At 50.6% G+C, this 23,921-nt stretch carries 25 protein-coding genes; 13 read left to right on the forward strand and 12 right to left on the reverse strand.

The window, feature by feature from the left end:
- Positions 1-79 precede the first annotated feature (79 nt).
- From IE117_RS16550 to IE117_RS16570, 5 genes are all read right to left on the reverse strand, one after another.
- Positions 80-2,500 carry an immunoglobulin domain-containing protein gene (locus IE117_RS16550; protein ID WP_189565592.1) on the reverse strand — a complete coding sequence of 807 codons (2,421 nt, stop codon included), beginning with the start codon at positions 2,498-2,500 and terminating at the stop codon, positions 80-82.
- 320 nt (positions 2,501-2,820) lie between these two features.
- Positions 2,821-3,264 carry a hypothetical protein gene (locus IE117_RS16555; protein ID WP_189565593.1) on the reverse strand — a complete coding sequence of 148 codons (444 nt, stop codon included), beginning with the start codon at positions 3,262-3,264 and terminating at the stop codon, positions 2,821-2,823.
- A 106-nt stretch (positions 3,265-3,370) separates the two neighbouring features.
- Entirely contained in the window at positions 3,371-4,003 is a 633-nt protein-coding gene (locus tag IE117_RS16560; RefSeq protein WP_189565594.1) for a response regulator, read from the reverse strand.
- A gap of 25 nt (positions 4,004-4,028) precedes the next feature.
- The gene (locus tag IE117_RS16565; protein WP_189565595.1) at positions 4,029-5,990 is read right to left on the reverse strand and encodes a tetratricopeptide repeat-containing sensor histidine kinase; all 1,962 of its coding nucleotides are present in this window, start codon (positions 5,988-5,990) and stop codon (positions 4,029-4,031) included.
- Between the two features lie 74 nt (positions 5,991-6,064).
- Complete coding sequence (locus IE117_RS16570) at positions 6,065-6,805, reverse strand: class I SAM-dependent methyltransferase (RefSeq protein WP_229581038.1); 741 nt, start codon at positions 6,803-6,805, stop codon at positions 6,065-6,067.
- Between the two features lie 160 nt (positions 6,806-6,965).
- Here IE117_RS16570 and IE117_RS16575 point away from each other — a divergent pair, with 160 nt between their 5' ends.
- Entirely contained in the window at positions 6,966-7,598 is a 633-nt protein-coding gene (locus IE117_RS16575; RefSeq protein WP_189565596.1) for an autotransporter outer membrane beta-barrel domain-containing protein, read from the forward strand.
- Between the two features lie 68 nt (positions 7,599-7,666).
- Positions 7,667-8,656, forward strand: coding sequence for a c-type cytochrome (locus IE117_RS16580; RefSeq protein WP_229581040.1), 990 nt, complete (start codon positions 7,667-7,669; stop codon positions 8,654-8,656).
- 26 nt (positions 8,657-8,682) lie between these two features.
- Here the strand turns inward: IE117_RS16580 and IE117_RS16585 are convergent, their stop codons facing one another.
- On the reverse strand, positions 8,683-9,969 hold the full coding sequence (locus IE117_RS16585) for a M20/M25/M40 family metallo-hydrolase (protein ID WP_189565597.1): 1,287 nt from the start codon (positions 9,967-9,969) through the stop codon (positions 8,683-8,685).
- A 210-nt stretch (positions 9,970-10,179) separates the two neighbouring features.
- Between IE117_RS16585 and IE117_RS16590 the strand changes: the two genes are divergently transcribed.
- Positions 10,180-11,139 (forward strand): MBL fold metallo-hydrolase, encoded by a 960-nt coding sequence (locus tag IE117_RS16590; protein WP_189565598.1) that lies wholly within the window; start codon positions 10,180-10,182, stop codon positions 11,137-11,139.
- Between the two features lie 48 nt (positions 11,140-11,187).
- Here the strand turns inward: IE117_RS16590 and IE117_RS16595 are convergent, their stop codons facing one another.
- Complete coding sequence (locus tag IE117_RS16595; RefSeq protein ID WP_189565599.1) at positions 11,188-12,996, reverse strand: M61 family metallopeptidase; 1,809 nt, start codon at positions 12,994-12,996, stop codon at positions 11,188-11,190.
- 145 nt (positions 12,997-13,141) lie between these two features.
- Between IE117_RS16595 and uvsE the strand changes: the two genes are divergently transcribed.
- The 4 genes from uvsE (at position 13,142) to nfi (ending at position 15,819) form a co-directional block, all read left to right on the forward strand.
- Complete coding sequence (gene uvsE / locus IE117_RS16600) at positions 13,142-14,068, forward strand: UV DNA damage repair endonuclease UvsE (protein ID WP_189565600.1); 927 nt, start codon at positions 13,142-13,144, stop codon at positions 14,066-14,068.
- Between the two features lie 47 nt (positions 14,069-14,115).
- On the forward strand, positions 14,116-14,364 hold the full coding sequence (locus IE117_RS16605) for a hypothetical protein (protein ID WP_189565601.1): 249 nt from the start codon (positions 14,116-14,118) through the stop codon (positions 14,362-14,364).
- An 11-nt stretch (positions 14,365-14,375) separates the two neighbouring features.
- Complete coding sequence (locus IE117_RS16610; RefSeq protein WP_189565602.1) at positions 14,376-15,038, forward strand: endonuclease III domain-containing protein; 663 nt, start codon at positions 14,376-14,378, stop codon at positions 15,036-15,038.
- Positions 15,039-15,132: 94 nt separating this feature from the next.
- On the forward strand, positions 15,133-15,819 hold the full coding sequence (gene nfi / locus IE117_RS16615) for a deoxyribonuclease V (RefSeq protein ID WP_189565603.1): 687 nt from the start codon (positions 15,133-15,135) through the stop codon (positions 15,817-15,819).
- Between the two features lie 58 nt (positions 15,820-15,877).
- Here nfi and IE117_RS16620 read toward each other — a convergent pair whose 3' ends face one another.
- Positions 15,878-16,192, reverse strand: coding sequence for an HPF/RaiA family ribosome-associated protein (locus tag IE117_RS16620; RefSeq protein WP_189565604.1), 315 nt, complete (start codon positions 16,190-16,192; stop codon positions 15,878-15,880).
- Between the two features lie 107 nt (positions 16,193-16,299).
- Entirely contained in the window at positions 16,300-17,841 is a 1,542-nt protein-coding gene (locus IE117_RS16625) for a M20/M25/M40 family metallo-hydrolase (protein ID WP_189565605.1), read from the reverse strand.
- 58 nt (positions 17,842-17,899) lie between these two features.
- On the opposite strand from IE117_RS16625, the gene IE117_RS16630 reads away from it, so the two are divergent.
- Both IE117_RS16630 and IE117_RS16635 read left to right on the forward strand, forming a co-directional pair.
- The gene (locus IE117_RS16630; protein WP_189565606.1) at positions 17,900-18,700 is read left to right on the forward strand and encodes a DUF2975 domain-containing protein; all 801 of its coding nucleotides are present in this window, start codon (positions 17,900-17,902) and stop codon (positions 18,698-18,700) included.
- Positions 18,701-18,703: 3 nt separating this feature from the next.
- Positions 18,704-18,913 carry a helix-turn-helix domain-containing protein gene (locus tag IE117_RS16635; protein ID WP_189565607.1) on the forward strand — a complete coding sequence of 70 codons (210 nt, stop codon included), beginning with the start codon at positions 18,704-18,706 and terminating at the stop codon, positions 18,911-18,913.
- Here the strand turns inward: IE117_RS16635 and IE117_RS16640 are convergent.
- Together IE117_RS16640 and IE117_RS16645 are read right to left on the reverse strand one after the other, a co-directional pair.
- Entirely contained in the window at positions 18,910-19,881 is a 972-nt protein-coding gene (locus tag IE117_RS16640) for a lipid A deacylase LpxR family protein (protein ID WP_189565608.1), read from the reverse strand. The two genes, IE117_RS16635 and IE117_RS16640, sit on opposite strands and share 4 nt — an antisense overlap.
- Positions 19,882-19,953: 72 nt before the next feature.
- Complete coding sequence (locus IE117_RS16645; protein WP_189565609.1) at positions 19,954-20,463, reverse strand: NADH-quinone oxidoreductase subunit A; 510 nt, start codon at positions 20,461-20,463, stop codon at positions 19,954-19,956.
- 210 nt (positions 20,464-20,673) lie between these two features.
- Here IE117_RS16645 and IE117_RS16650 point away from each other — a divergent pair, with 210 nt between their 5' ends.
- Positions 20,674-21,336: a hypothetical protein gene (locus tag IE117_RS16650; RefSeq protein WP_189565610.1), complete on the forward strand. Its 663-nt coding sequence runs from the start codon at positions 20,674-20,676 to the stop codon at positions 21,334-21,336.
- A 75-nt stretch (positions 21,337-21,411) separates the two neighbouring features.
- Entirely contained in the window at positions 21,412-21,666 is a 255-nt protein-coding gene (locus IE117_RS16655; protein WP_189565611.1) for a hypothetical protein, read from the forward strand.
- 109 nt (positions 21,667-21,775) lie between these two features.
- Here the strand turns inward: IE117_RS16655 and IE117_RS16660 are convergent, their stop codons facing one another.
- Positions 21,776-22,195, reverse strand: coding sequence for a hypothetical protein (locus IE117_RS16660; RefSeq protein WP_189565612.1), 420 nt, complete (start codon positions 22,193-22,195; stop codon positions 21,776-21,778).
- Between the two features lie 108 nt (positions 22,196-22,303).
- Here IE117_RS16660 and IE117_RS16665 point away from each other — a divergent pair, with 108 nt between their 5' ends.
- Positions 22,304-22,894, forward strand: coding sequence for a hypothetical protein (locus tag IE117_RS16665; RefSeq protein ID WP_189565613.1), 591 nt, complete (start codon positions 22,304-22,306; stop codon positions 22,892-22,894).
- A complete protein-coding gene (locus IE117_RS16670; RefSeq protein WP_189565614.1) occupies positions 22,866-23,897 on the forward strand; it encodes a type II toxin-antitoxin system VapC family toxin in 1,032 nt (343 codons plus the stop codon). Before IE117_RS16665 ends, IE117_RS16670 begins: the two co-directional genes overlap by 29 nt.
- Positions 23,898-23,921 lie beyond the last annotated feature (24 nt).

Here is a 23,921-nt window from a genome sequence, read left to right on the forward strand (position 1 = left end):
GGGGACAGAACCTGTTTTCACCAAAAAAAGCGACTTCCCTTTTGATTGGGAAGCCGCTTTTTTGCTTGGTTTAGCCTTTTTACTTTGCTGCCAGTTTTATCTTTTTTATGGAGAAAGGGATGCATTGTTGCGGGGGGCAGTCGTCGAGTTTGATGACGGTTAGGGTTAGAGTGTTAGGTTGCCCAAAAGGATAATTTTTGTCGAACGGTATGTTCATGACAAATTTGTATTCTCCGGGAACTGTCAAGCCGCTCGCTTTTCCCGAATAAGTCAAGGTAGCTGGATTCCCAGGCAGCGGCGACCAAATACCGTAAACGTTCGTGAGCTTTTTCCCATCCCATTGATTTATGAGGTACTTTGGAAGGGTTAGGGTGTCTGAGTAGATAGTAATAGTTGGTAATTCCTGTATACCATTATACACAACCACGGTATCGGCACATGGCCCACCCGGTCCCGAGTCCGACAATATGAACAAATATTTTCCGCCAAGGAAAAGCCCGTTGACTGATCCGGTAGCGGCATTTATGGTTCCAGACGGATTGCTGTGAGCAGCCGACCATTTTTGTAAAGGTCCGGCAGTTGGTAGTTGGAAGATGGACCACATTCCAGTCGAAAAGTAATCCCCCCCGGCATCAGGTTTAGCGCAGGGAATACGGCAATCGCGGAAAGGGACTACCACGGTGGTGTCAAAACTACAAGAGTCACTGCGGTTATAAATGCGCACGAAATAAATTTGCCCTGCCGGACTGCCGGGATTAGGTAAATCAGTTATGGCAATTTTATAATTGAGAACCTCAGTTGATTTGCTGTAAGGAAGCAATTCGGCCAGCGTTTTAGCATACGTATATCGGTCGGCGTAAACGGCATCGATCAAAATCGAGGCGTCACTGTTCAGAGAAGTACCAGAGCAGGTAGCGGCCGTTGCTGAGATCGTATCGATTCGATTGTAAAAACAGTTGGCATTGGGATACGCTCCGCAATTAAATGTCAGTTTGAGTTGAGCCGTGCATCCGTTCATAGTGGATGAGATAGTTGCTGTTTTGTAATCAGGTATCCCGTAAATCCTGGTTCCATCTAAGATGCCGCTATCAGTTGTCAACGTAGCACCCTGGGAAGTAATCACACGTAAACTGCCAGTATTGTTTGCGGGGTCACAACTGGAATCGACATAATTTATAGGGGGCAGTACCCCATTGACAGTAACTTTGGTGAAAAGTGTGGTATCGCATCCTCCCACAGTGCAGCGCACTGAGTAATCCGTCGTGACGGTTGGAGAAACATAGGTGTAAAATGCTTGATACCCATTGCTCCAATACGCTTTTCCCGGACAATTATCAATTTTCAGATTAACGTTATCCCCGGCACAGATCGTGACAGGCGCTGTAACAGTTGGTTTGATCGGAGGCGTAATGGTCAAAAACTTATTCGCCGTCAATACCGTCGCGCACTCGGCAGAAGCGTAGGCTACCTGATAGCGAAAAGCTTTATGGGCTATTTCAAAGCCAGGATTGACTGTCAACTGGTTCTCGGATACGGTAACCGCACCGGATGGTAAGCCCTCTGGCAAAATGAAACTCCCCCCCGCTGGCGTCCCCACGAAGGAAAAGGGTAATCCACTTTGACAGATTGCATCTGGTCCACTGATCAAAGCAGTTGGCCTTGGAATGACCGTGACTTTGGCATTCATCAAGCTGTCACATCCGCCGCTAAAACAGTGGGCGTAGTAGTCAGTAGTCACCGTGGGGGCGACCTGCATGACTTTGGAGCCGCCATATATGCCTCCACCGAACCAACCGATAGTGCCGGAGCAATTTTCAATGGTCAGGATGGCCGTATCTCCTTCACAGATCGTAGGACTGTTGACACTGGGAGTCGGTGCTGGAATCGAAGTAATGGTTTTTGATGCCGTGGCCGAGCAGCCAGTGGTTGGATCGGTATATGTGTAGTCAATGTTAACCGTCGGGATACCCGATCCTGCCAGCAGCACCAGATAGTTGCCCGCGTACACAGAATAATAATCTTTACTCAAATTTTCGGAAAGTGTGAAGGTGCCACCAGTGGGCGAACCCCAATAAGCGCGAAAGCTATTATCACACAATGAGTCGATCCCGGAAAGTGTTACAACCAACGCTGGTTTAACGACAGCCGTCACCTTCACCGCCGCGCTTTTGAGATTGCTGTCATCATTACTCACACAGGCAAGAAAGTAGTCGGTCGTTTTGTCCAGCGAGGGAGTCGTGAACGTCATTCCTGAGCCTACTTCGTTGCTTAAAGTACTGCTTTCAAACCATTTGGGTCCATTGCCAGTGGTGCATCCTGTAGCGGTGAAAGTGACGTTTCCAGAGCCGCAGCGCACGACATTACTGGCCAATGGAGTAGGAAGATCATCCTCCGGAACATTGGCTTGGGCCAAATTCGGAATCATCAACGCAATCGTAAAAGCGTAAGGAATATACCAGGAGAAGTAGGGGAGGAAATTATTCCAGAAAGAGAGCTTCATTACCAATGGTTGGAAATGGTGGATACGGTCAGCTATTTCCAGCAAAAATAATTCCAATAATCAACCAAAAATTTATTTTATCATAAAATATAATATCCTGGTTTTTGGTCTGATAGTCAAGTGTTTACGTCGGTCAAAATACATGCTAAGCACTATGGAAATGAAGACGCGGAGGTGAGCAATAATCAAGCCATTTTCGCCAAGTTTTTGACGTGAATACGATTTTTTTCAAAGGACTTCTAAAAAAAAGATGGCGTTTCCACAGAAGGAAACTCCATCAAAAAAGAATCGACAAGTACAAGTGTGGATGTTTGCCGGATTTACTTCTCAGCGATAAATCTCAGCACGATGGTTGCACCGGTATCCGCATCGATTTCGGAATAATCGAAGATGATATTCTGGCCGTCGGCATCAGCTACCAGTTCGCCATCTATATACAGCCCGTAGCCCTCGCTCTTTTTCCTGACTTCCAGCCCATCCAGATCGAATGATTCGGGTTGTTCGCCCGTGAATTCCAGCGTGATTTTCATGTCCACCGTATCGTCGGCAACTCTGATCAGGCCGATGGTGCCCGATATGGTTTTGCCACTTTGTGTAAAGGGCATTTTGGGGATGTCCAGTATGTCGGCCCCCGACCCGAATTTGAACGAGGTGAGATCATACGTACCTGAAACGGCTTCGGCGGCTGTCCTGGGTTCAGGGTCTTTTGTCTTACAGGAGGTGAAGGCTGAAACTACGAATAGAAGTACGATTAGCTTTTTCATGAGTGCAAGGTGGTTTCGTGTCAATGATTACCATTAATCATCGTGACAAAACTACCGGGCTGACAGGCCGCTCACAATATGGCGTTTGTATGATTTTGTTGACGAATCAACGCCCCAAAAACTTGTTCACTGCCTCCACCTTCGAGTGCACCTGTAGCTTTTCGTAGATATTGAAGATGTGCTTGCGCACAGTGGTGGGGCTGATGAACAGCTCTACGGCTACTTCTTTATGGCTGTGTCCCTTGGAGAGTTTTTCCAGAATCTCACGCTCGCGGGGTGTCAGTACGTCGAGCTCGCTGGGTGCGGAAGTATCCTGATGAAAGGAAAGGGCAATTTTGCGGGCGATGGTGCTGCTCATAGGTGAGCCGCCTTCATGTAGTTCAGTAATGGCCTCCAATAACTTATGAGGAGGGCTGCGTTTCAGAATATAGGCGTTGGCTCCTGCTTTGAGGGCTTCGAAGACGGTTTCGTCTTCGTCGTACATGGTGCACATCATGAATTGCGTGTCAGGGCAGACGGGGCGCAACTGCCGCACGCACTCAATGCCGTTCATGCCGGGCAGGTCAATGTCCATAAGTACCACATCGACGCAATTCCGGGGTAGTTCGGCCAGGGCTTTCTCAGCAGTCTCATAGGTAGACTGGCAGAAAAAGCCTTCGGCCCCGCCCACCAAAATGGCCAGCGATTGCCGGATCGGCTCCTTATCCTCAACTATGGCAACGGTGATGGTAGTTTTCATAGGGCAAAACTCCCGGTTTTCCGACTCATTCGCTATACTTCATTTGCATTATTTTATCTTTCGGTGCCTGCGGGTAAGGGTAGGTTATTTTTACGCAAGTACCCCGTGTCGAAGGAATTATTTCGCATTCTCCGCCTACTTCCCGCATCCGATCCTTCATGTTCCCCAACCCATTGCGGGTACCTGGCTCGCTTTTGGCGACGAAGCCTCTGCCGTCGTCTGCAACTTCGATTCGTAATCTGTCTTTTTCCGGCAGAATCGTAAGCGTCACTTTGGTAGCCTGCGCGTGTTTTACCACATTGTTGAGGGCTTCTTTTACCGTCAGGAACACATTGCGGCGGTCGGCTCCGCGCATCGTGAGCTCGTAGGGCGACTCTTCCACGTTGGTGCGCAATATCAGGTTCGTGTTCTCAATAAATTCACTGGCGTACGAACGCGTGTAGGCGATGAGGCCGTTAAGGCTGTCATTCTTGTTGTTCAGAGACCAGATAATCTCATTCATGGCGGTAACCATTTCGGCCGAAATACTGGAAATCTTCTCAATTTCGGGGGTAGTTTCGGCCCCCATGCGTCGTTTGGCTACCTCGCTGAGCAGGCCGATGGCCGTCAGCGACGCACCAAGGTCGTCGTGCATCTCTTTTGAAATACGCAATCGCTCTTTTTTCTGGCCCTGAAGCTCGGATTGCACAATAGCCAACTCATTTTCACGCTGAGCCGCTACGAGGGCGCTGTTGGCCGCCAACCGCCGTTGATGTGCGTACAAATAAGCGAACAGCAGCCCGCCCATGACAACGAAGCCGGCAAGGGCCGCCACCAGGAGCCAGAATTTCTGGCGTTCACTTTTAAATTCGAGCTGGTCGATTTGCCGTTCCTTTTCGGCAAGTTGCTGGGCGCTCTCCGCCTTTTTTAGCTTTACTTCGTAATCCTGCAGAAGTTCTTTATTATCCTGAGTAATGAGCGAGTCGTTTGATTCAACGTATTTGTTGAGCCACCGGGTGGCAGCTTTATAATCGCCCCGACCTTCGCTGGCGGTGGCGTATTCTGCATAAATATTCCGGAACTCCCTCAGGCTTGCGTTGCTTTTCTGAGCGATGGCGTGGGATTGGTCAAGCAGGCGCGTAGCTTCTGAATAATTTTTCAAAAGGTTTTGGGTTTCTGCCATCATGGCCAGAAGGTGTAGTTCGTGCCGCGGACTACCTAATTCGCGACTCATGCGCAGCGCCTCCTTCTGGTAGTACATCGCTGAGTCGTACCGGGCTTCCCGATTGTATTGCCCACTGATATTGTTGTAAATGCTGATCATGAAATCGAGATCATTTTCCTGATCGACGTATTCCAGCGCTTTCAGGTAAAATTTTTTGGATTCGCTGATCTTGCCGTCGCTGTCCAATGCCACGCCAATACTGAAATAGTCCACAGCCACTGCTCTTCTGTCGCTTGCAGTAGTGTCGTAAGCCAGGGACTTGCGGTAGTACTCTATGGCTTTTCCAAACATGTGCTGCTCAGCATAGATGTAGCCCAGGTTTTGGTTGATCGCTGCCTCATTTGCTTTATTCCCGGTTGCCCGCAAATAGCCTGCTGCCTCTTTGTAATTCGCAATGGCCGTCTCATAATCCCCCGTGTACAAAGAAGTGCTGGCGATGGCAAAGTGGCTCAACCCGATATTGCGTTTCGAGGTGTCTTGCCGGGCTTTGCGCAAAGCGCCTTTGGCAATTTTTAAAGCTTCATCGTGTTGTCCCAGATTATTGAGTGCATAAGCCAGCAACCGCACACTATCGAAATATCCTTTGGTATTGTTGGTTTTCTTTGAATAAGCGAAGGCTTTCCGATAAAAGGCAAGCGCGTCAGTAATATTTTTCTTCTCGACAGCCTCTCCTTTTTTGAGCAGATTGAAAACGTAAGTGGTGTCTTTCGGGCTGGGCGACGATTGGCCGTAAACGCATAGCGTGACCAATAGTGTCAGCATCACCGCATACAATATTTTCATGATAGTCTGGGGTTCGATTTGATACCAGGTTCGGGTTAACCGTTGACTATCAAAAGTAAGCAAGAAATAGGATCTCACTCTTTCTGGTACAGAAGAAAGTGCTGGATCGGCAGGAAGTCGCCCCGCTGGATCAATCTGAAGCCACTGGCGGCCATCTCTTTATTGGCTTGAGCCACGCTGAGCTTATGAAGTTCTTTGATTGGAATGGACGGGTCCTCCTTGCGGTACTCGAGCAGCAGGATTTTCCCATCAGCTTTCAGAACCTTCCGCAGGTTTTGCAGCATTTCGTGCGGATATTCCAGTTCGTGATACACATCGACCATGATCGCCAGGTCTACCGAGGCATCCGGCAGGTTGGGCGACTTGGCGTCACCTTTCACGACCTCCACGTTTTTCAGGCCCAGTTGCCCGGCCTTTTTTCGTAAAAACTGCACCGACTCGTCCTGAACGTCCACGGCAAACACCTTGCCCTGGGGTACTTTGGGCGCGATCCGGAAGGTGTAGTAGCCCGTCCCAGCTCCGATGTCGGCCACTACGCTGCTGGCCTTAATGGGTAGTTTGCTGATCGCCAGGGCGGTGTTTTCTTCCTCTTGCCGCTCGTCGCGTTCCAGCCAGCTTGCTCCGCCGAAGCCCATCACGTGGGCGATTTCCCGGCCATAGTAGGTTTTGCCGATACCGTCGCGGGTGGCGGTCACCCGGCCGTACACGCTGGTGTCGGCGGCGGTTTCAGCGGCGGTTTTTTGTTGCGAAGAAGATGTGGTGCAGCTTGCCAGAAAGGGTAACGCAATAGCCAGAAATAGAGGATGAAGCTTCATGATTTTTAACATTTGTATTTGTAGTGAGACAATTCCTTCGTCGGTTGTTCCAACCATTTAGATAGTTGGGGCTCTCTACTCTAAACCCGGCGAGAGAGAATTTGTGTTGATTTCTCCCGGGAAAATTTCTTCCGCCATTTTAATGAAAACTCATCTGCCCATGAAGAATTTCATTTTAGCCCTTACCATTAGCGGACTCTGTCTACCGGTTTTGGCCCAAACACCGGCGGCGATTCCTTCCAGCAGCAATCCGGCCAGCGCAACCATGCAAAAAGGACAGTTGTTTATCGGTGCCAACGGGACCGGGGGAGGGGGCCGGGGAGAAGGTTTGAGAAGTACCACCTGGTCAGGTACCGGACAGCTAGGCTATTTCATTGCTCGCCGTTGGGCGACTGGTTTGCAGTTTTCATACGGAAATTACCGTTCCATCAATAATCTGGCTGGGGCCAGCAGTTTCTTTCCGCAGCCGATTTGGAAACGCAATGAATCCAATTTTTCACCCGAACTTTTCACGCGCTACTACTTCACAGATTGGAAGGTCAAACCTTTCGTGCAAGCCTCAACGGGTTGGAACTTGGCGACGGGAGAGTATATTGAAGTAAATGGAGAAACTACCAACATCAGGGACAACAGCTTTACGGCCAAAGCTGCCTTGGGTGTGAGTTTCAGGATAGGAAAACGCGCCTCGGTTGACTTGCTTTACAGCAAAAGCCTCACCAGATATACCACGCCCACCACTTTTGCAGACCTGGATGGCTTACGACTGGGCGGTACTTTTCTAATTGGCAAATAGAAAAGTACCCAAATTTTACTTAGAGCCAGGCTTTCTTATCTTTACTTTTATTCTAATAGTCAAGGAAAATGAACAGCCTGCCACCATTCGTCAAAACCGCTACCCTCATGCTGATTGTCACCGCCGGACTTCTGGTGGCATTTGATTTTCGGGCGGGTTATACTACCAATGCGTATCAGCTTGTGGAGTCTGCCGGGTCGGATAGCCTTTGGCGCGCCCCCAAACTGGCTGATATACCTAAAAACGCGGAAGGTACTTTGATCCTTTATGGAAGGGAATTGGTTGCCCAGACCGCCATGTACCTTGGTCCGAAAGGCAGCGTAAAGCAAAACACCAACGGAATGAACTGCCAGAATTGCCATCTGGAAGCCGGAACGAAGATCATGGGCAACAACTACGCGGCAGTGTTCGCCACGTATCCAAAGTACCGGACGCGGTCGGGCAGCGTGGAGTCTGTGATAAAGCGGATATCTGACTGCTTCGAGCGCAGCCTGAACGGCACCGCTCCCGATAGCAGCAGTCGCGAAATGCGGGCAATGGTGGCTTACATGCGGTGGCTTGGGCAGGACGTACCGAAAGGCGTGACGCCCAAAGGTACGGGGTTGGAAAAACTACCTTTTCTCGATCGTGCCGCTGATCCTGAAAAGGGTAGTTTGATTTATAAAGCCAAATGCCAGGTTTGCCACGGGGCCAACGGCGAAGGGCTGATTATGCCCGGCGCAGCGGTTTATGTATATCCGCCGCTTTGGGGTGAACACAGCTACAACGATGGCGCAGGTCTCTACCGGCTCGGCTCCTTCGCCGGGTACGTAAAGAACAATATGCCCTTCGGCGCTACTTACCTGGCCCCCCAACTTACCGACGAAGAAGCGTGGGACCTGGCCGCCTTCGTCAATTCCCGTCCGCATCCGCACAAAGATCAGAACGGCGACTGGAAAGACGTTTCAAAAAAACCGATTGATGCGCCATACGGTCCGTATGCGGATTCATTTTCCGAGCGCCAACATAAATATGGGCCTTTTCGGGCAATCGTGGAGGCCAGAAAAGCTGATAAGTAATAGCAAAGTTCTGGTGGGAAATAAAACTACCGCGTCAGCCGGTACATCAGCAGCGCCGACCGCTGGATCAAGGCCGGATATTCCTTCAAGTTGATGGTTTCACCCGGCGCGTGCGCACCGCTGCCGGAAGCACCAAGTCCGTCGAGGCAATCCACATATTCGGCGATGTAGGAAATGTCTCCCGCTCCCCGCGAACCCGGATCACCTGCTTTGACAGGACCCATGCCCAGATCTCGACTTACCTGATCCAGCACGGCCAGTACTTTGACGTTGCCCGGCTTGGGTTCCATGCCGGGAATGCCATCGGAAAACTCTATTTCGGCGGAGGTGCCGGGCAGGTTCCTGGCCACGATTTCACGCATTTTAGTGCGGGCATTTTCTTTCTGGCTTTCAGTCAGGAAACGCAGGTCGCCCGTGACGATGGTTTTCTGGGCCACGATGTTGGTTTTGCCCACGCTTTCGCCTTTGGCAGTTTTGGGATCGTAGTTGACTTCGGTACCACCTACCATCACGCCAGGATTAAACGTCAAATACTGCTCCGCACTCAGCGTTTCGCGAAACTCGTTGAGAATGCGCGCTGCTTCGTAGATCGAACCATAGCCCGCTCTTTTTCCAAAAACTCCGGACGAATGCCCGGTTTGGCCGTGGGTAGTTAACTCCCAGCCGCTTGCGCCGCGGCGGGCCGTGGCCGCGATGCCGAAACTTTGCGCCGTCTCGTAAGCCAGGGCGATGTCGCAGGTTTTGGCGCGATCGATATAATCCTTCCGGCTCACCGAAGTAGGTTTGCCGGAACTTTCCTCGTCGCCCGTGAAATAAACGGTGATTGAGGTATTGTCCAGCAAACCGTTGGCGTGCAGGGCTTTCAGTGCAGCCACAATCATTACGTCTCCGCCCTTCATGTCGTTGGCTCCCTGCCCGGTGGCGGTGGAGTCGTTGAGTTTGGTAAAGGGCGTGAAGGGCATGGATTTTTCAAAAACCGTATCGAGGTGACCGATTAAAAAAAGTTTTTTACCCTGATTCCCCTTCCGCGTGGCTACAAAATGTCCGGCGCGATTGAGTGAATCGGGTAGTTTGACCCATTCAGTGGTAAAGCCCATCGCGTCGAACTCGCGCTTGAAGACGTCGCCCACGGCCCGTACGCCCGCATGGTTAAGCGTGCCGCTGTTGATGTTCACTACTTCTTTCAGCAGGTCCAGCGTCTGAGGCATATCGGCTTTAACCTTGGCGATAATATTGACCTCAGGGGCTTTGAGATTTTGAGAGAAGACAATAAAAGGCAGCAGAAGAAGCGAAAAGAGGAAATGTTTTTTCATGAATAATGAGTCAAAAGGCGATCGGAATTTTTCCAAAAATAAAGAAATATCAGGAAGCCTGATCAGCCTGGAACAATAAGTTTATACCGCCTTCTGCTGTTTTTAGGAATCAAAAGCAGGTTTGGACAAAAATTCGATGTGAAGACGGCACAGTTTTTTAAACTGCACTGTATTTGAATTTGATCATAGAATAACAAATTATATACAGATATGGATTGGGCTAAAATGATTGGAAAAGGCGATTATTTTCAGGTGGCGGATGGCATTTGGGGTATGAAAGAATATTTCGTGAATGTGTACATGGTGCAGAATGAAGCGGACGGAAAGTGGGTGCTGATCGATACCGGATTGCCAATTTCGGGCAGCAGTGTCAAGAAAATGGCCGCAGACCTTTTCGGTGAGGATAACCGTCCTGCCTGCATTATTCTAACCCACGGCCATTTCGATCACGCGGGTTCAGTCAAGGAACTGGCTCAGGAATGGAATATTCAGGTGTATGCCCACAAAATGGAAATGCCCTATCTCACAGGACGTTCCTCATATCCACCTGCAGATCCGACCGTAGGAGGCGGACTGATATCCACTCTTTCGTGGACATTTCCGATGACACCCATCGACATACGCAGGTGGGTGGTGGCCCTACCTGCCAACGGACACGTTCCGGGTCTGGACGGCTGGAAATGGCTCCATACGCCTGGCCACGCCCCGGGGCATGTGAGCTTGTGGCGTGAAGCCGATAAGACACTCATCGCGGGAGACGCACTGGCGACCGTACAAGCGGAGTCGGCCATGGCTACCGTTACGCAGCAGCAGGCAATCAACCGGCCGCCCGCCTTTGCTAATTACGATTGGGTCGCCGCCGAAAAATCTGTTCAGAAACTGGCCGATCTGAAGCCCAATGTAGTGGCAGCCGGTCATGGTCAACCCATGCGCGGCAAGGCCATGCAGCGGCAGCTCGATGGATTGGCGGATAATTTTTATCGTCAGGCTTTGCCCGCGCAAGGCCGCTACCGGAACCGTCCGGCAGTAGTTAATGCCAGCGGACTGGTGTTCATACCACCCAAAGAAAAAGAAAAAGATTCTACATTGAGTCTGATACTGGCTGGCGTAGCGGGTGTCGTGGCTTTCGGGGTAGTGATGCTTTTGCGACGGCGGCGGATAACGGCCTGAGTAATGTTAATTTCAGTACTGCCAGCGTTTTGGTCGCTGGCAGTACTTTTACTTCCCGCCTAGCCAGCTTTGCCTTTTTTCTCCAACTTTTGCGGCCAATTTTCCCTCGAACAACACGGTAGTGTACGAAGCGTCCGCTCCCAGCGTCAACTCGGTGGTTCTGGGTTGACCGAATCGCTCGAAATCTACCTTTACTTTATCACCTGATTTATAGGCCGCCAGCAGATTCTGCGGATTGGCGTCCTCGGAAACAGGCCTGCCACCAATAGAAGTAATTTTGTCACCTTTGGCCAACCCAGCCTGATAGGCTGCACTGCCTTCCATAGGTTGAGCAACCAGCGTGGCTGCCCGATCACGGACATCCAGATAGGCACCCAGGTATGCCTTTCCTTTGCCCGGTTGCTCAAAATGGACACCAGCGGACTCCAGTAGTTTTTTGTAATCCGGCATTTGGGAATCAAAGACGTATTTGGCAAAGAATTCCTTGCCGAATTTTTCGCCTGCATAGGTTTCCAGTGCCAACTGCAAATCCCGTGCGGTATAAGGTATCTCAGGCTTGCCGTAGGTTTTCCAAACATACTGCATGAAGCCGTCGAGTGATAAACCTCCATCCATATCTCGCAGCGAAAGGTCCAGGGCCAGGCCCAGCACGCTGCCGTAGGTATAGTAAGAAATGAAGGTGTTCTCGCGATTGACGGGATCGATGGAAGCGGCGGCGTCCACGAAGGGGGCCTGGTAACTCATTTCCACAGGGTTGAAGTACTTGCGGGCGGGTGAATTGATAACGTAGTTAAGGCTGCCCGCCAGCCCGTCGACATACTCCTTTTGCGAAATGACCCCCGCCCGACAGAGCATCAGTCCTGTATAATATTGCGTGAACCCCTCGGCAAACCACAGCTCGCCCGACATGTTGGCCTCCATATAATCGAACGGTTGCAGCGACTTGGGACGAATGCGTTCCACGTTCCAGCCGTGAAAAAACTCGTGAGCTACCGTTCCCGCGTTGCGGTTCAGGCCACCGTTGGCCAGGCTGCGGGTGCTGGTCAGTACCGTCGAGTTGCGGTGCTCCATGCCATCGCCCGAAACATTGTCCATATAGCAGGCAAGAAAAGTATAGGTTCCGAAATCATAGTCGGGTAATTCGCCATAAACGGCCTTTTCCTGGACTACAATTTTTTTGACACTTTCCATGTAAGTATCCAGTTCGGCATCGGTACCAGCATGGTGCAGCGCGAAGCGGATTGTATAGGATTTTCCGTTGGATGTCTCGGTAAACTCCCGCATCGAGAAATTGCTGATTTCCGTGGGGCTGTCCATGAAGTAGTCGAGGTTGGGGGCCGAATACATGCCCCCGCCCAGCGGCCGCAGTTGTGTGGCTACTTTCCAGTTCAGGTCAGTACGCGGCTTGAAATGCACGCGGATGGGCCGTTGGGAATAGTCGGGAGCATACATGAACGTGGCCGGGATGTTAAGATGGGCGTGGGTTTCGTCGATCTGCGAGTAAGTACCGTCACCCCGGTCGGCGAACAGCGTATAAGTAATCCTGACGGTTCCGTTGTGGCCACTGACATTCCATTGGTAGGGGTTAGGCCGGGTGACGGAAAGCGGCTTGCCATTCTCGTCGGTAGCTTTCACATCATACACATTCTTGGCAAACTCGTGCAGGGCGTACCGGCCCGGCGAGGTGCGGCTCATTCGAAGGGCCAACACCTCCGATTCCAGTCCCAGAAAGGTGGCGGATACCCGCGCCTCATGGTGAACAGCGTTGGGGAACTCAATCTCGTATTCGTGGGCGGTCTGGCCCATAAGCAGGAGGGAGGAAAGCAGGAGAGGACAAAGGCAGTAGATGAATTTCATACAGGGCAGGATTGGTAAATCGATAGTTATGAACGCAGGAGCATCGGGCTTGGTTTGCCCCTGAATCCTGACAAAGTTAAGCGGCACAGTTTTTTATCCTACCAATCACCACCGCGAAATTCCAAACACTCAAATTTTCTCTTTCATGCGCATCGGCTACGCCTGCATCAATATGTTCTTGGCAGAAAACAAAATCACCGTCAACCGCTCGATGGTGAAGAAGACTTTTCTGGCCAAGGGCCCGGCCTACGCGTCGGAGCTGGCGCTGAAAAACGTCACCGATCTGGAAAATATAACCGACTGGAACATCGAGAACAAACTACTGCTTTACCGCATGAGCAGCGATATGTTTCCCTGGATGAGTGAATACGAATTCAGCGATCTGCCTGACATTGCCGCCATCCGGGAGGTACTTTCGCGGATAGGTAAAAAAGCGCAGACCGCCGACCTTCGGCTGACGTTTCATCCCGGCCCGTTCAACGTACTGGCGTCCAAGAGCGCCGATGTGCTGCGCAAAACCAACAAGGAACTGCGTCAGCACGGCGAAATCATGGATATGCTGGGACTACCCCGCAGTCCTTTTGCCAAAATCAACCTGCACGTAGGTGGTGCTTATGGTGACAAAGCCTCGGCCATCGATCGCTTTTGCGCGAACTACCAGCTACTATCCGACACCGCCCGCCTGCGGCTGACAGTCGAAAATGACGATCGGGGCAACCTCTTCACAACGGAAGATTTGGTGGAAGCCCATCGGCGTAGCGGTATTCCGGTAGTTTTCGACTACCACCACCATCAACTCAATCCTGGTGAATGGGGCGAAGAGAGAGCCATGGCCGCCGCCACCTCGACCTGGCCGACGGGCATTACGCCCATCGTGCACTATTCCAGCTCGCGCCGCGCCTTCGAAGAGCCGCTGGTGAGCCAGGTCGCGCATGCCGACTATGTCTACGATTTTATCGATTTGTACGGTCGGGAGGCTGACATCATGCTGGAAGCCAAGGCCAAGGAGCAAGCGGTACTGCGGTATCTAAAAGAATTTCCTGCCCGTATCGATAGGCAGACTGCTCGTTGAATGGCTTATTCTGCCTGTGTTTTTGTAAATGATAAAAGCTGAATATCATGAAGATAGGAGATAAATTGCTTAAAAAGCTGCAAAAAACCTATGCGCCCTCCACCATGATTGATTTCACTTTCGAGCGCTACGATGCCGCTATGAAGACTGACGAAGCAGGGCACCCCATCTTGCTATTTGTGGGTAAAAAAGATGATAAGGGAAAAATCAAAGGCCATCGCTTCGTCCGCACGCTCATAAGGGATCAAGCCGACAAAGTCATCAAAGACCATTGGGACAACCACGGGAAAGTTTAGCCACACCGACCATGAAAGAAAAATTTGACCTGAGAAAAGTCCTCAGCCTCATTGAAGACGCCATTCGCCCCTTCCCCAAAGCTGCCATGTTCGAGTTGTCGAAGCGGGGTTACGATTCGCTTTTTGAGCAATTGATTTCCTGCGTAGTTTCCATTCGCACCCTTGATGAGACTACAATTCCCGTGTCGCTGCGGCTGTTCGCCGAAGCCCGTACACCGCAGGAGGTAGTGAATCTTGGCCCCGAACGGCTTACCACGCTACTCTACGGCAGCACCTATCCCGAGCAGAAAACCAATACAATCCTGGGGATCGCAAAAGCTGCCGTCGAAGAATATGCCGGTGAACTACCCGCCGACTTTACTAAATTAACCGCCCTGAAAGGCGTCGGCCCCAAGTGCGCTAACCTGGCCCTTGGCGTGGCGGCAGGCCATCAGGCGATCAGCGTGGACGTTCACGTCCACCGCGTCGTCAATCGCTGGGGTTATGTTGACACCAAGCAGCCCGAGCAGTCGCTGAAAGTGCTGGAACAAAAAGTACCCATAGAACTCTGGACTGAAATCAACCGCCTCCTCATGCCCTTTGGCAAGCACATCTGCACGGGTAATCTGCCAAAATGTTCCACCTGTCCCGTGCTGCCCTATTGTGAGCAAGTAGGTGTGACGAAACACCGATGAGGCTATGGGCCATCGGCTTTCGGCGTTTGGTTTTTGGTTTTAGATTAAGTTGCTGATATGTAGTTGATTGATAATTTTTATTCCTCACTAAAAAATGGCATTCCACCTCACTCTGCATCCCTGGAACGTTACGCCCGCCGAAGCGGTGGGGTTGCAGGAAGAACTGCGGCAGCATATCGTTATAGAACCACTATCCAACCCACCCGAAACGATTGCGGGCTGTGATATTTCATTTAACAAGTACGAGGAAACCGTTTACGCTGGTATAGTGGTGTTGCGCCTAGATACGCTGGAAGTGATAGAGGAAGCGGGGGTGGTTACGACGGCATCGTTTCCCTACGTACCCGGACTATTGACGTTCCGGGAAGGCCCGGCCCTGCTGGAAGCCTGGCAAAAGCTTAAAACTGTTCCCGACGTGGTCATGTTTGATGGTCATGGCCTGGCGCACCCACGACGCCTGGGCATTGCAACCCACATGGGCTTGTGGCTCGATCGTCCGACTTTCGGTTGTGGTAAATCGGTATTAGTTGGTACTTTCTCCGAACCTGCTCTTGAACGCGGCCACTGGTCGCCCATGATGCACAAAGGTGAAACCATTGGTGCGGCGTTAAGGACCAAGAACAAAGTCAATCCGGTGTTCATTTCGCCCGGCCATCTGATCGATCTACCCGCAGCCCTTGACCTGACGCTTCGCTGCGATGGCGGCTATCGTCTTCCCGAGCCCACGCGAAGAGCTCATTTATTTGTGAATGAGTTGCGTCAGAAAGGCGGAAAGGAGTAAAAATAAAAAAGAAGCCCCGCCGGAATTTCGGCGGGGCTTCTTTTAGGAAAACTGAAGATCAATAATTTCTCGCCTTCTCTTTGGCGGAAGTAAGCGTTGCCTTCAAAGTATCCAGGGCCACGTTGATGGCTTGCATAATGGTGTCCTGCTTTTCGGTGACTACGATGGGTGCCATGCCTTCCATGCGGGCTTCCATCAGGCAGCGCTTATCCTGACTGCCTTCTTTATCGCCGTTTTCATCCGAAAGGTGAACTTCCACGCGGGTGAGTTGCTTGCTGAATCGGCTCAGCTTATCATTAATCAGCGCATCAAGTTCCGCTTCAAACGCTTCGTGGACTGTAATGTGGTTATCAGTGTTTATTTGAATGATCATCTTTTTAGTGGATAGTTGAATGTAATAGTAATGGTAGCCTTAAAAGAGCTAACAACACATTGCGTGCGTCTGTTTCCGCTAAAAGAACAATGCCACCCAAACTCAACTCATTCAACGCCCCCCTTCCGCGTCGGTGACCTTTGCTCCGGCCAGGATGTCGGCTCGCCGTTCCGGCTAATGGGCACACGCCTTTCCTTGCTGGTACTTTTATCGTCCTCACTCGCCATGTATACCAGAATCGCGGCCAGGATCACATTGTCCTCCACATCATCGAAAACAATCTTATCGTAAGTGTCCAGATTGGTGTGCCAGGTGTAGTTGCCGTATGACCAGCTCAGCGAACTAAGTGAAAATGCGGGAACGCCAGCCGCCAGAAAAGAGGCATAGTCCGAACCGCCCCCGCCGGGATTGCCGGGAAAATCATACTTGATGTCTTTCTTAATGTCACGAGGTACTTCGCGGAGCCAGCGGCCCAGGTAGTCGTAAGCATCCACGAAACCCTGGCCCGAAATATTGGCTACGCGGCCCGTACCGTTATCCTGGTTGAAAAGCGCCTGAATTTTCGGCATCATATCGGGATGGTCTTCGACGAAGGCCCGCGAGCCGTTCAGTCCCTGTTCCTCGCTGCCCCAGTGGCCCACCAGGATTGTGCGCTTAGGGTTAGGATAAATCTTTTTCAAAACCCGCATGGTTTCCATCATTGTAATGGTACCCGTACCGTTATCGGTCGCACCCGTGCCTCCGTCCCAGGAATCGAAGTGGGCCGAAAGCATCACGTACTCGTCAGGCTTTTCGGTGCCTTTGATTTCGGCAATGGTGTTAAAGGTCGGCACCACACCCGTTTCCTTCGACTCCGCCACCAGGTTAATCATCGGCTTATCACCGCTTTCAACGAGTCGGTAAACCAGACCGTAATCTTCCACACTCAGGTCGATGGTCGGTACTTTTTTGGTGTAAGCGCCGAAGATCTTATTGGCTCCGAAGCCCTGCGACCAGTACGATGAAATGATGCCCACGGCCCCGGCTTCTTCGAGGGCGGCGGGTAGTTCGCGGCGACCCAGGCCTGACTTGCGTAGTCGCTCATTCCAGGCCGTAGTCATTTCGTCTCGCTCCTTTTTCATTTTATCGAAAGACTCCTCAGTTGCGAACTCTTTCCAGTTATAGTCGGGACGTCCGGTGGGCTGCAGCATCGAAATCATCACCAGCTTGCCCTTGGCGTTAGGTAGCCATTTCAGGAAAGCCAGCGAATCGGCGAACTCGGGGAGGATAATGACCTCCGCCTTCACGCCGCCCTTCGGGGTGGGCGGACTCCACGCCAACTGAGTGCCCGACAATGTCTTGACCCAGGGACTCACCAAGTCGATGTGAGTGATGCCGCGCTCCCAGCCGCGCCACTCGCCCCACTTTTCATTGCGGGCCTGAATGCCCCATGATTCATATTTTTTTACCGCCCAATCGTGGGCTTTCTTCATACCGGGGCTACCTACCAGGCGCGGGCCGATGCCATCCATCAGTTCATGAGCAATGACTTTAAGCTGGGAGTTGGTTTCTTCTTCTTTGACGATCTTGTCGATGACGTCATTTTGTGCCTGAGCAAAAGAAAATAAGGTGACGAGGAAAAGTAATAGTAGACTGTACTGCTTTTTCATGTGAATTGGGGATTTTTTAGTTGTTGGGCTAAATATATCGGCTAATAGGGAGAAAACCTTGTTAAAAACAGGATTTGCAAAGTACCCTACCGTTTTTGACTCTGATAGGCGAGTGCGATTTATTGATAAACCATTATTAATTATTGATAAACAACATATTTCTGCTATCTTTATGTTATACTTCATTAAAAAACGACTATTCATGACCAATCAATCGCCCACCTGGGTATTTACTACGGCAGGTCTCGCCGTGAATCTGGTTTATTACTTCACGATGCTGGCAGCCGCAATATTTATTTTTATCAGTGTTTTAAGATTGTTGAATCTGCAACCACCTCAACTCACTTTTGGTGAACAATTCCCCAATCGTGTCTCGATTCCGGTAGACTGGGAAAAGCGTGGCGATGTTACCCTTACGCTGCCAGAGGAGTTCCTGGTTTCGCTCAATCCCGGCGAGCGCAAAGGCGAGCTGCAAGTACCCATCCACTCAACACTGGGGCTGTCCTATACTTTTTTTATCCTTATTGCTTTGATTGGCTCTGTATGGTTCTTCTGGCTTTTGCGGCAAATTTTTCACCATACTCGTGCAGACTTGCCGTTTCTCGCTGAAAATGCCCGACGCATCAGCCAAATGGGGTTGCTGATTATTGCTTCCTCATTGTTTTCAGAAGTTTATGACTATGTGATATGGTCGCAATCAAAACCGTATATCGAAGCAATGTCACCCGGGTTTTATTCTGGACTGTCGTATAGTTTATCGCTAAACGGGCCCTGGGTTTTCGGTTTGGTTTTACTTGCCGTAGCCCAGGTCTATCGCCGGGGTGTAGAATTACAACAGGAAAACGCTCTGACTGTCTGATCCATGCCGATAATCGTAAACCTTGACGTGATGATGGCGCGACGCAAGATGTCTCTCACCGAACTAGCCGAAAAAGTGGGTCTGACCATGGCTAACCTCTCCATCCTTAAAACGGGCAAAGCCAAGGCCATCCGTTTCAGTACCCTGGAAGCCATCTGCCAAGTGCTGGATTGCAAGCCGGGAGATATTCTGGATTTTGAAAAGGGGGCTTAAAACGCAATACCCAACTTTGCTCCGCCCCACACGTGCGTACGTCCGGACTTGAATTCCCGGCTCAGGTAGGTGCGGTAATACTCGGCGTAAAGTTTCCTGACTTTCAGCACCACGCCGTAATTGTGCTGAAAAGTAAAGCGGTTGATTTCGCCAGCTGTCAAGGTGTAAGGACTGCTGCGATTAAACAATCCACCTTGCAGCGTAGCATCATAGGCGACCAAACTACCCAGCGGTTGGCTATACACATAAATCTGTAAATCCTTCTTTCTGGGTTTGTTGGGGAGTTCGAAAGTGGAGTCAAAGTACCCCAGCGAAAGCGTCAGACCCGCCTGGACTTTATCCGAAAGTGTTCCCAACCGGACTTGTGCATTGGTATTGACCGAGAGAAAGTCCGTGACAGCCAGCAATTGTTTTTCGTGGTTTAGTTCGTAATTGACGACCACGTCATTCCGAATCTGGTATTGCCAGCCATGCGGCTCCGGGTCGCCCGACCAGCGGTGAATGGCCGTCTGCATCTGTCCGGCAAAAGCCGCCGGACCAACCATGCCCAGACTCATTACCGAGCTGAGTCTTTGTTGCCTAGCCGTATCAACGGAAATCGAATAAGATTTGAGCATGATGACGCCCGCGAAAGGCCGGTCGCCAGCCAGTATTTCATTGCTCTTTATGCTGGTAGGCGTAAATCCAAAATGCTCTAAGGCCAGACCATAAGCCCTGGGCGTGTCTTGGTAGCGAAGAAGTATCCTGGATAAAGGATTGCGCTTGAAAACCGGATGAGCAACCTCGAAACTATACCCTTGCGTGTAATAGTAGTCCGTGCGGTTGCGGGAGAAGAAGTCATTGTCGTAGTGAAAGCGGAAGAAGCCTTTTTCTTGCAGTGATCTCTGTACAGCGGTGTGATCAATCCGCTGACTCATTGCCGCAAAAGGACAAACTACCACCAATAGTAAGAAATGTATTTTGAACATGCTCACAGTTACGTCCCGGTAGGCTGGAAAGATTGAGGATAGTGTTTTGTTCCGCCTTTCCCGGACAAACGCCTACGGTAGTTGATTGGATTTTTCCTCCATTCCTTTGCCCGCTTTCCCGGCATACCGCTCATTCAGCTGCTCATATAACTCCGATGGCACGGGCGAATCGAATTGGCTGACATGCGGCTTAGGCTTCACCCAATCCAGATAACCTTTGGCCCAGGCATAGGCAAGGCCCAAAGCCAGAATGCCCACGAAAACAGTCATTTCGGCAAGCGCAAACCAACCCCAGCGACCTTCCGTCTGCGCGATCAGGTCTTCACGGCCAAAGACCACCGCCCAAGGAAACAAAAATACCAGTTCCACTTCGAACAGCACGAAAATGAGGGCCACGACGTAAAATCGCACATTGAACTGGACATTGGCATTACCCACCGGATCTTCACCCGACTCGTAAGTAGAGTTCTTCTCAGGATTTGGATTGTCGGGCCTCAGCAGGCGCCCCACCCCCAGCACAACGCCCAGCAGTGCGAAGCCCGCAATAATGAAGAGTAAAATTATTCCGAAGTCTGTCAGCATATTTTAGTTGCAGCGGTAAACCTTAGTGTTTGCCCATCAACAGGCCGAATTCTAGCATTCGTTCTGATTGCACAAAGATAGCAAAACACCGCTCCTCACCCCCGTACTGATTTTGTTTTACAAAAAGTGCAAAAAAAATTGCATTATGATATAAATATATCATATCTATGTCTTATATTTGTGTTATGAATTATAACAAACTTATGACACATGGAAACGACCAATAAAGAAAACCAAAATATAAACGCCGCTCCCGCAAGTCTGAGCGTAATGCAACAAACCGATAGCGCTCTGGTTGCGGCCAGCGAACAGAAGTACCTCTACTTCGAGGGGCGCCCGCGGGAATATCGCTTCAATGGTCAGAATGGCCAGTTTAACCTCTATGGTGACCGTGTGTTGACGGACGCTTCGGGCCGACTAGTTTCGACTTTCTCGTTTCAGCCAATTGCCTATCGCATATTTGAAGACGGACTTTTTGGTCGGTCGCTGCGCGAGTTGTGGGCCGAGCTTTTCTTCGTGGACGAAGATAACTGCGTGTCGTCCATCATGTTCAACAACACCTCGGTCAATGAGCTTTACCGATTGCTGGAGCCTATCCTGTATGAGCGCAAGTCACTTTGCGATGTGGTGCTGACGATCAAACCCGAGCGTGTGCAGAGTAAGAGCGATCCAAATAAGTCATGGTTCATCGCCCGCTTTTCATACGAACCCGCCAAGAACGAGCGGATTGCCGAAATGCGGGAGTTTGTCAAGAATCACCGCGTGTACCGTAATGAGACGCTGACCGTTGGTGCTCAGCATAAATTGGTGTCGCAGGGCTATTATCTGGCCATCGACCCGCTGGATGACTACTCTTTGCAGCAGGCTGCTTGATTAGTGAACACTGACTTTTGATTCAGATTATCGAATTGTCAGCGTTCGCATTTTCTTTCCAAACTAACCAAGATCATGATAAACAATGGATTCATAGCCCTGAGAGGGCAGCATTCCTTTCACATGGTGGAACGGAAGAGCATCAAAGAAGTGGAGATGGGAGAGCGCAAAACGAAAATCGTGACGCCCTACCATACGCTTGAAGTAGAGACGCTCTATAATATGGCGGCACTCAGCTCACTTTGTCAGGAGCCTCTGCCTGAAATGTTCCAGACAGAAGAAGACGCGGCTTCGGATTTGTACCCCAGACTCAACGACTTGCCCTTTTAATCTAGCCCTGCGGTTCGGTCCGGCTGAAGTACCAGCGGCTCGCTCGTTTTGGGTCAATAACTCCAATGACGAGCGAGCCGCACGGGCGTGGGTTTAACCGCATCACCTATCAGGATAACAGTTCGCCTTTTCGGATGGCACCGTTACGATGGGAATGATTGATTACTTCCCGCAGAATCATAATTTGCTGTTTCAGAAGTTCGATGGTTTCGTTGCGGTCAGCAAGCTGCTTTTCCAGATTCCTGTTACGCTCACTGAGAAAGTCAGGCTGGTCTTTCGAAACACTGGTACTTGAATTGATAAAAGGTTCACCCTTACCGCGTAGCAGCCAGTCGCCGTTGAGGTTTTCGAAACGGTTTGTAATACTTACCAGCGTATCATAGCTAGGTTTGGTACGGCGGTTCAGGATGGTGTAAAGCTTGGCGGGCTTGTCAAATCCCAGCTCTTTGCTAAGTCCATAAACGGTCATTCCCTTATCCTGTAGTAGAAATTCAATGCATTCGTGAATGTCAAGTGGTGTGTCTTTCATGTCTAATATAATTTTGCTATATTTGCTGCGGTTCACAAAAATATCAATTAGTTCCCGGTTTCCAATAACTTATTTGTAAAATATACTCTCAATAAATATTTGTTGTATATGGAAAATGTGAAAGAGTACTCGGACTGGACCCGACCCGAAGTGTCGCCCGAGTGGGAATTGTTCAGAACAGTACAAAAAATGAGTTGGGATGAACTGGCAACGGGCGTAAACCCCTGCCTGTTGGATATGTACCGCAGCACGGAGCTGGGGTTGGACCTGCAGAAGGCGCTATCGTCTCCCAAACTCAATCAACTCGGTGAAAAGCACGGCAAAGATTTGATTTGCCGCCTGATCGGGCTAACCGTGCTGGTATACTTCGACCGGCTACCCAGAAATACTGAAGCCAACTTTGGCACCTGGCGGCTTCGCCAGACCGCAGAATGGCTTTATGAAACCTACTTGTGCGAAAGTATGCGCGACCTGATGTACGCCTTCCGCCGGGCTCAGGGCAAGTATGCCCACGACCTGCTGGAAGTAATGACGGACTATCTGGAATGGCGGGCAAGCAAGTTGGAAGCCATCCACCAATCCCGCAGCCAGGCGGCGGTGAATCCCTGGCCCAACGATTTTAAGGAGAAATTGCCGGAGCGGTGGTTTCTCGGATACCTAAACCCAACGAATGGAAACAACAGTCAGGAAGCCGCGTAAACGTAAAGAAAAGAAGCTTGTTTTCGAGACGGAAGTACCCGAGCCGCTACTTGAGAATAAAGAAGAGGCGCCAGCCAAGCCCTCCCGCAAACGCAAGGCGGTTATTGCGGAACAGGAAATAGTCTTTGTGTCACCCGAGACGGAGAAGTTGCCAACCAAATCGACACGCAAGCGCAAGGCTAAAAAGGAGCAAGTCGATACTGAGGCAGAAAGTACTTTGGAAGTGGCTCCTCCGAAAGTGGAAACTACCGAAAAGGTTTCACGTAAACGTAAAGTGGAAGAGGATGCCACTAAAAAAGATGTGACCACACCTTTGGTGGTAAAGGAAGTGGTGACCAAGTCGCCGCGTAAGCGTAAGGCTCCTTCCTCAGCCGAACCAGCCATACCAGCCGAGGTTTCCAAACCCCCGAAAAAGAAAAAGGCCACCCAGGCCAGCTGGGACAAATGGGTGAAAGCCACCGTCGTGGCCGTGAGCCCCGATGTATGGAATATCCATGCCTCAGAATTGAGCCACAATTCCCAGTTTCTTACCGATCTGAGAAAACTACCCTCGCGGGTCATGCTGGACACCCCTGCCCTGGACTACCTGTTTCGCTGTCCCGACCGACTTTCGCACAACGCACGGCTTGTGTTGAATGAAGAAGGTGTCGAATGTCTGGTCAGTCTGGAAAGCCTGCGCGAGTGGGCCGATAAAATGCGCGCGGGTCAGTATCTCATCAATAAGGAAAATGGCTTTTTCGATAAAGTTCTCGACCGTTTCGATCTGGAAAGCGTGATAACGACGACTGAAGTCTACCACAAGTACATCTTTCTGAAAGCTCCTTCGTTCGTGGACATTAGCTGGGAAAGAAAACCCGAAGATTTCATCAGCACCCGCCTGAATGCTGACGAACGCCCCACCCGGATTATTGCCGCTCAGGCACTTGTACTTGGCGTACCTATCTTATCTCCTGATTTGAGGTATGATGCCTACAAGAAAGACGGTTTGAAAACAGTCTGGTAGGAGTATAATGTTTACGTTGCCTTT

Source organism: Persicitalea jodogahamensis, assembly GCF_014651615.1.
In the GTDB taxonomy this organism is placed as follows: Bacteria; Bacteroidota; Bacteroidia; order Cytophagales; family Spirosomataceae; genus Persicitalea; species Persicitalea jodogahamensis.

Excerpts from the sequence above, each read along its gene's own strand:
- IE117_RS16550 (WP_189565592.1), bottom strand. The coding sequence starts at position 2,500 with ATGAAGCTCTCTTTCTGGAATAATTTCCTCCCCTACTTCTCCTGGTAT.
- IE117_RS16555 (WP_189565593.1), bottom strand. The coding sequence starts at position 3,264 with ATGAAAAAGCTAATCGTACTTCTATTCGTAGTTTCAGCCTTCACCTCC.
- IE117_RS16560 (WP_189565594.1), bottom strand. The coding sequence starts at position 4,003 with ATGAAAACTACCATCACCGTTGCCATAGTTGAGGATAAGGAGCCGATC.
- IE117_RS16565 (WP_189565595.1), bottom strand. The coding sequence starts at position 5,990 with ATGAAAATATTGTATGCGGTGATGCTGACACTATTGGTCACGCTATGC.
- IE117_RS16570 (WP_229581038.1), bottom strand. The coding sequence starts at position 6,805 with ATGAAGCTTCATCCTCTATTTCTGGCTATTGCGTTACCCTTTCTGGCA.
- IE117_RS16575 (WP_189565596.1), top strand. The coding sequence starts at position 6,966 with ATGAAGAATTTCATTTTAGCCCTTACCATTAGCGGACTCTGTCTACCG.
- IE117_RS16580 (WP_229581040.1), top strand. The coding sequence starts at position 7,667 with ATGAACAGCCTGCCACCATTCGTCAAAACCGCTACCCTCATGCTGATT.
- IE117_RS16585 (WP_189565597.1), bottom strand. The coding sequence starts at position 9,969 with ATGAAAAAACATTTCCTCTTTTCGCTTCTTCTGCTGCCTTTTATTGTC.
- IE117_RS16590 (WP_189565598.1), top strand. The coding sequence starts at position 10,180 with ATGGATTGGGCTAAAATGATTGGAAAAGGCGATTATTTTCAGGTGGCG.
- IE117_RS16595 (WP_189565599.1), bottom strand. The coding sequence starts at position 12,996 with ATGAAATTCATCTACTGCCTTTGTCCTCTCCTGCTTTCCTCCCTCCTG.
- uvsE (WP_189565600.1), top strand. The coding sequence starts at position 13,142 with ATGCGCATCGGCTACGCCTGCATCAATATGTTCTTGGCAGAAAACAAA.
- IE117_RS16605 (WP_189565601.1), top strand. The coding sequence starts at position 14,116 with ATGAAGATAGGAGATAAATTGCTTAAAAAGCTGCAAAAAACCTATGCG.
- IE117_RS16610 (WP_189565602.1), top strand. The coding sequence starts at position 14,376 with ATGAAAGAAAAATTTGACCTGAGAAAAGTCCTCAGCCTCATTGAAGAC.
- nfi (WP_189565603.1), top strand. The coding sequence starts at position 15,133 with ATGGCATTCCACCTCACTCTGCATCCCTGGAACGTTACGCCCGCCGAA.
- IE117_RS16620 (WP_189565604.1), bottom strand. The coding sequence starts at position 16,192 with ATGATCATTCAAATAAACACTGATAACCACATTACAGTCCACGAAGCG.
- IE117_RS16625 (WP_189565605.1), bottom strand. The coding sequence starts at position 17,841 with ATGAAAAAGCAGTACAGTCTACTATTACTTTTCCTCGTCACCTTATTT.
- IE117_RS16635 (WP_189565607.1), top strand. The coding sequence starts at position 18,704 with ATGCCGATAATCGTAAACCTTGACGTGATGATGGCGCGACGCAAGATG.
- IE117_RS16640 (WP_189565608.1), bottom strand. The coding sequence starts at position 19,881 with ATGTTCAAAATACATTTCTTACTATTGGTGGTAGTTTGTCCTTTTGCG.
- IE117_RS16645 (WP_189565609.1), bottom strand. The coding sequence starts at position 20,463 with ATGCTGACAGACTTCGGAATAATTTTACTCTTCATTATTGCGGGCTTC.
- IE117_RS16650 (WP_189565610.1), top strand. The coding sequence starts at position 20,674 with ATGGAAACGACCAATAAAGAAAACCAAAATATAAACGCCGCTCCCGCA.
- IE117_RS16655 (WP_189565611.1), top strand. The coding sequence starts at position 21,412 with ATGATAAACAATGGATTCATAGCCCTGAGAGGGCAGCATTCCTTTCAC.
- IE117_RS16660 (WP_189565612.1), bottom strand. The coding sequence starts at position 22,195 with ATGAAAGACACACCACTTGACATTCACGAATGCATTGAATTTCTACTA.
- IE117_RS16665 (WP_189565613.1), top strand. The coding sequence starts at position 22,304 with ATGGAAAATGTGAAAGAGTACTCGGACTGGACCCGACCCGAAGTGTCG.
- IE117_RS16670 (WP_189565614.1), top strand. The coding sequence starts at position 22,866 with ATGGAAACAACAGTCAGGAAGCCGCGTAAACGTAAAGAAAAGAAGCTT.